Genomic DNA, 5,831 nt, shown 5'->3' with positions numbered 1-5,831 from the left:
GCACTTCCTGCTCAAACACATGGACGGCGCATTGACGGCGGACGACTTTACCGAACTCGGCCAACGGTTTACCGAGTTCTACTACACCGACGAAGAAGACGGCTACGGCGCATTTATGGAAGACTACATCCTCGCCCTCGACACACCCTCGCTCGGCGGCTTCTACCACGTCAAAAGCACCCCCCGGAAACCTTCGCCAAACTGACCCCCGTTTTTCAGACGGCATTTGAAAAATGGAAAAGCAGTTTGAAAGTAGAAAAATATTCGAAAGAATCCACACAATGAAGCCGAACTATTCTATCGACATTGCTATTAACTGCTTCCGTCCAGGTGGCGGCATGGAAAGCTACACTTTCGACCTGGTCCGTGGTTTAAACGCACACGGCATCAAACCTACCGTCTTTGCTGCACAAATCGATACAACGATTCCTGAATACCGCCAAGTTGATACGCATCACGTCAATCAAAAAAAGATTCCAAAAAAGTTGCGTCCTTTTTTCTTCAGTATGCAATTGGCCAAACTCCGGCAAAACAGAAATATCCCCCTTATTGCCTGCAATCCCAGTGATTATGCTGATATCTTTGTCTGCGGCGGTACACACTTAGGTTACCTGCACAACATGGGTAAAACCCCAAACCTACTTGATAGACTCATCATTCGGCGTAACCGCACCAACTACTCAACGGCAAAATTGATCATGGCGCATTCACACCTAATGCAACACGAGTTGATCAACCTCTATGGGGTACCTTCTGAAAAAATCCATGTTATCCATCCACCTGCCGATACTGCACGCTTCTACGCTAAACCGGAAGAAATTCCTGCAACTCGTGCGAGATACGGATTTAAAGACGACGAAACTATTTTCCTATTTCCATCAACCGGACACACCCGAAAAGGTTTGGATTTATTAGCAGAATTTTTCGAGCATACCGATTTACCCATCAAACTGGCTGTTGCCGGATCGGCTTTACCCCACCCGATGAACAACGTTATTGAGCTTGGTTTCTGCAAAAATATGCCTGAACTTTACCGAGCTGCCGACTTCACCATCATGGCATCACTGTACGAACCATTCGGACTGGTTGGCATAGAATCTATTTTGTGCGGAACCAGAGTTGTTTTCTCCGACAATATGGCATGTACCGAAGTCATGAATGAAAATGCAGGTTTCTTTTTCTCACGTCAAAACACAGAAACACTGGTACAAGCCATCACTCAAGCAGTTTCTCTCAAACGACAGGGAAAACACAAAATTACCTCTCCTATGCAGGCATTAACCTATAATCCCACCTTAACGCATCATATCGACCAAACTCTCAATATGTTGAAGGCCGTCTGAAAACAATATTTAGGAACACCATGAAACTCATCATCCTCGACCGCGACGGCGTCATCAACCAAGACCGCGACGATTTCGTCAAATCCGTTGACGAATGGATTCCCATCGAAGGCAGCATGGATGCCATCGCCTTTTTAACGCAGGCAGGTTACACCATTGCTGTGGCCACCAACCAATCCGGTATCGGCCGCAAATACTTTACCGTGCAAGACCTGACCGAAATGCACGCGAAAATGCACCGCCTTGCCGTTCAAGCAGGCGGCGCCATCGATGGCATTTGGTTTTGCCCGCACACCGCCGCCGACAACTGCGAATGCCGCAAACCCAAGCCCGGCATGATTATCGACATCATCGAACGCTTCAAGGCCAATGCCGCCGAAACCTGGCTGGTCGGCGACAGCCTGCGCGACCTGCAAGCCATTGATACCGCAGGCGGCAAATCCGCACTCGTCCTGACCGGCAAAGGCAAGAAAACGCTGGCCAAACACGAACAAGAACTGCCCGAACATACCCAAGTCTTCGACAACCTGCTAGCTTTCTCGCAATACATCATGCGTGAAAACACACGAATCGAAGAAGCCGCGCAAGCCATCCTATAACCGACAAGGCCGTCTGAAAACTGCCGACAACGGCGTTCAGACGGCCTTCAAACGACAGACTTTTCCCCGATATGCTGATTATCCGCAACCTGATTTACTGGTTCATCCTTTCCTCCAGCATTATTTTGCTGTTCCCCTTTATGCTGCTTGCCCTGCCTTTCCAAGGCGGCACACACAAAATGGCGCAAATTTGGGTGCGCATCCTCAACTGGTCGCTCAAGCACATCATCGGTTTGAACTACACCTTAAGCGGCGCGGAAAACATTCCAAACCACCCCTCCATCATCTGCGCCAAACACCAAAGCGGCTGGGAAACCCTCGCCCTGCAAGAGATTTTTCCGCCGCAAGTTTATGTTGCCAAACGCGAACTCTTCAAAATCCCTTTCTTCGGCTGGGGCTTGAAGCTGGTTAAAACCATCGGCATCGACCGCAGCAACAGCCGCGAAGCCAATAAACAACTTTTAGAACAAGGTCTTGCGCGTAAAAACGAAGGCTATTGGATTACCATTTTCCCCGAAGGCACACGCCTGCCACCCGGCGAAAAAGGCCGCTACAAGCTCGGCGGCGCGCGCATGGCAAAAATGTTCGAGATGGACATCGTCCCCGTCGCGCTCAACAGCGGTGAGTTTTGGCCGCGCAACTCCTTCCTCAAATACCCCGGCACGGTCAGCGTCATCATCGGCAAACCCATTGCCCACAACAACGGCAATGAAGCCGAACTCATGGCCCAATGCGAGCAATGGATCGAAAGCCAGCAGCCCCTGATTACCGGACAAGGCCCGTTCGCGCCCAAAACCAAATAAATCATTCCATCGGGTGGGCCGCTATGCCCGCCCTTTCCATGCCGTCCAATCTTTCCCTCAACATCATGCCCCATCTCCATACCCACACCCTTTCAGACGGCCTCACCATTCATATCCAGCTCAAACGCAGCGCCAAGAAAAACCTCATCTTGCGCCCCGTTTCCGCCGATACCGTCAGCATCAATATCCCTCCGTTTGTTACCCAGCACACCTTTACCCAATGGCTGAACGACAACGAAGCCATCCTGCGCCGTACCCTAAACAAAACACCGGCCCGACAAACACCTACCGACTCGCTTCCCGAATGGATTTGGTATCAAGGCGTTCAGACGGCCTTGTCCGTCCACACAGCAAACCACATCCAAATCAGGCCGTCTGAAATCCTGTTGCCCGAAAAAGAAAACGCCGCCCAACTTACCCATTTGCGCCGCTTTCTGCACGAGCGTGCGCACGAGTATCTGCTGCCGCGCCTCGAAGGCCATATCCGAACCACCCGCCTGACCCCGAGTGCTATTTCCCTTTCCAACGCCAAAACCTTCTGGGGTGTTTGCCGCCACACCACCGGCATCCGCCTCAACTGGCGGCTCATCGGCGCGCCCGAATATGTCGCCGACTACGTCTGCCTGCACGAACTCGCCCACCTGCGCCATCCCGACCACAGCCCTGCATTTTGGGCTCTGACACACTCGCTCACGCCGCATGTTGACCAAGCCGAACAATGGCTGAAGGCGCACGGCAGCGAATTGTTCCACCTCGGCTAAGTCTTATCCGGCAGCATTTTTTTGCAAGCAAACACCAGCCCAAAGCAAAGAACCAACGCCCTCCAAACAAATCATGTAGCCGCGCGTAAAATCAAGTTTATCCGCTTGCCGCCCCTCATACCTGCCGATAAGATGATGTCGTTCTCAAAACCCTTTTCAGAAAGGAAAACCGATGACCAAAGCAAAATCGTTACTGGCCACCGGCATTTTGGCTCTTTTCTCCGCCACGGCATTCGCCTCCCCGCTGCCTTCCGAAATCTACCGTCCGGATGGCGCGCACACCATAAAAGCCGATCATCAAGGCAACGGCGAATTTGAATACGAAGCCGAACTTTCCGGCCAACGCAATTCCATTCCTTCCTTGGCCAAAAAAGTGATCGCCCACGCGCGCAGCAAAGGTTTCCATGTGGTTGAGTCTGAAATCAAACACGACGATGCCGATCTGAAATTCAAACGCGGCAAACAAGAGCTGGACGTTTCCATCGAAGACAAAGGCCAAGGCCGTATCGAATACAAAGCCGATTTGGACTTGGACCAAAACTAAATCCGACTCGCAAATAAAGGCCGTCTGAAATCCCATCGGGTTTCAGACGGCCTTTTGTCGTCTTTATCAGGTATAATGGCACTCGGTTTGTAAAATTTCCGACTCAAAACATTGTACAATCTGCCCACTTATACCGATAACATCCCAAACATTGCCATGAAAAAACGTCTGCTCCTCCTCGCCATCCTTCCCCTTTCCCTTCACGCCGCCGATGTGCCGCCTGATGTGAAACCCGAGCTTCAAGTCAACACAGCCGAACCCCAACAACCCGAAACGCACAACATCACTGCCGAGCGGATAAACAGGCCGTCTGAAAAAATCATCAACGTCGATGCCGACACCCTGCTTGCCAACACCGAATTACTGGCACGCGCCATGTATTCCGCCGCCGTCGCCCACAACATCCCCGGCATCAAAGCCGTTTTGCCCATTTACGAACAATGGCCAGAACACGATCGCGCCATGGCACGCTATGCCAAAGGTTTGCTTGCCCAATCCGAAGGACGCGCCGCCGAAGCCGTCGGCCATTACCGCCGCTTTATCGCCGAGCAGCCCGATGCCTCCGCCGTCCGCTGGCAGCTTGCGACCGCCTTGTTTGAAGACAAACAAAACGAAGCCGCAGCCGACCAGTTCGACAAACTGCAAACCGAATCCCTCCCGCCTGCCTTGCAAGAACGCCTCGAAACATACCGCAAAGCCCTACGCGAACGCGACTCATGGCAATTCAATGCCGGCTTGAACATCATGCGCGAACAAAACATCAACCAAGCCCCCGGCCAACGCCGTCTGGGCAACTACCTGAGCGATGAACAATGCCGCGCCGTGCGCCTTATCTATCCCGACGACGACTGCTTCCGAGGCTGGACATTCCCCGAACCCATCGATGCCACCGCCATCCATTACCAAATCGGCGCAGAAAAAAAATGGTCTCTGCCCCGCGGCTTCTATGCCACAGCAGGCGCAGACCATTACGGCAAAATCTATCCCAAACACACCAACTACAACGACCTCACCACACGCTTTTCGGCAGGCATCGGCTATGCCGACCAACGCAACGATATCGGCATTACCCCGTTCCACGAACGCCGCTTCTACGGCAACGACCCCTACACCTACACCAACGGCGTACGCTTCCATTACAACCATTGGTGGCAACCCAAGTTGCAGACCCTCAGCGCATTTGAAGCAGGCCGTCTGAAAAACGGCCGCCGCGAGCATTCCAACAACACCAGCCAACTGCTCAGCAACTCCATCGTGTACTACCGCAACGCGCGCCAATACTGGGTAGCCGGTATCGACCTCTACCGCGAACGCAACCGCGACGACAAAAGCGACAGCTTCAACCGCTACGCCCTGCGCACCACATGGGGACAAGAATGGCCCAAAGGCCTCTCCACCGTCCTACGCCTCAGCGCCGCCCAACGCCATTACCAAGCCCCCAGCTTCTTCAGCAACGAACAAAACCGCCGCGACAAAGAAGCCTCCGCCTCCCTGAGCGTATGGCACCGCGCCCTCCATTTCAAAAGCATTACCCCGCGCCTGACCATTGCCCACAACAAAACATGGAGCAACGACAAGTTCTACGAATACGGCAAAACCAAAATGTTTGTCGAATTGAGCAAAACGTTCTGACAAGTAGAACCAATCTGTGAATAAAGCAAAAATGTCTGTCCTGCATACTGATTTACAAGACAAATTCAAACTTTTACAGATACCGAATCAATAGATTTTTTAAGGCATAATCCCTTATTTAGATTCATATTTATCAAATAGATAAAATC

6 protein-coding genes and 1 pseudogene are annotated in these 5,831 nt (G+C 52.1%); all 7 read left to right on the top strand.

Annotated elements, in window-relative coordinates; genetic code table 11:
• A pseudogene (locus tag ACTHUT_RS12830) lies at positions 1-285 on the top strand (DUF7832 domain-containing protein); the annotation flags it as partial.
• Positions 282-1,343, top strand: coding sequence for a glycosyltransferase family 4 protein (locus ACTHUT_RS12825; RefSeq protein ID WP_250601685.1), 1,062 nt, complete (start codon positions 282-284; stop codon positions 1,341-1,343). The pseudogene ACTHUT_RS12830 and the gene ACTHUT_RS12825, both read left to right, overlap by 4 nt.
• A 20-nt stretch (positions 1,344-1,363) precedes the next feature.
• Positions 1,364-1,942: a D-glycero-beta-D-manno-heptose 1,7-bisphosphate 7-phosphatase gene (gmhB, locus tag ACTHUT_RS12820; protein ID WP_137041476.1), complete on the top strand. Its 579-nt coding sequence runs from the start codon at positions 1,364-1,366 to the stop codon at positions 1,940-1,942.
• A gap of 71 nt (positions 1,943-2,013) precedes the next feature.
• On the top strand, positions 2,014-2,745 hold the full coding sequence (locus ACTHUT_RS12815; protein WP_250599448.1) for a lysophospholipid acyltransferase family protein: 732 nt from the start codon (positions 2,014-2,016) through the stop codon (positions 2,743-2,745).
• A gap of 23 nt (positions 2,746-2,768) precedes the next feature.
• Complete coding sequence (locus ACTHUT_RS12810; RefSeq protein ID WP_431768192.1) at positions 2,769-3,506, top strand: M48 family metallopeptidase; 738 nt, start codon at positions 2,769-2,771, stop codon at positions 3,504-3,506.
• A 172-nt stretch (positions 3,507-3,678) separates the two neighbouring features.
• Entirely contained in the window at positions 3,679-4,050 is a 372-nt protein-coding gene (locus tag ACTHUT_RS12805; protein ID WP_003683787.1) for a hypothetical protein, read from the top strand.
• Positions 4,051-4,206: 156 nt separating this feature from the next.
• Positions 4,207-5,682: a surface lipoprotein assembly modifier gene (locus tag ACTHUT_RS12800; RefSeq protein WP_250599446.1), complete on the top strand. Its 1,476-nt coding sequence runs from the start codon at positions 4,207-4,209 to the stop codon at positions 5,680-5,682.
• Positions 5,683-5,831: the final 149 nt, after the last annotated feature.

Source organism: Neisseria sp. P0022.S010 (genome assembly GCF_051956635.1).
This window is presented reverse-complemented; position numbering and strand designations above follow the sequence as displayed.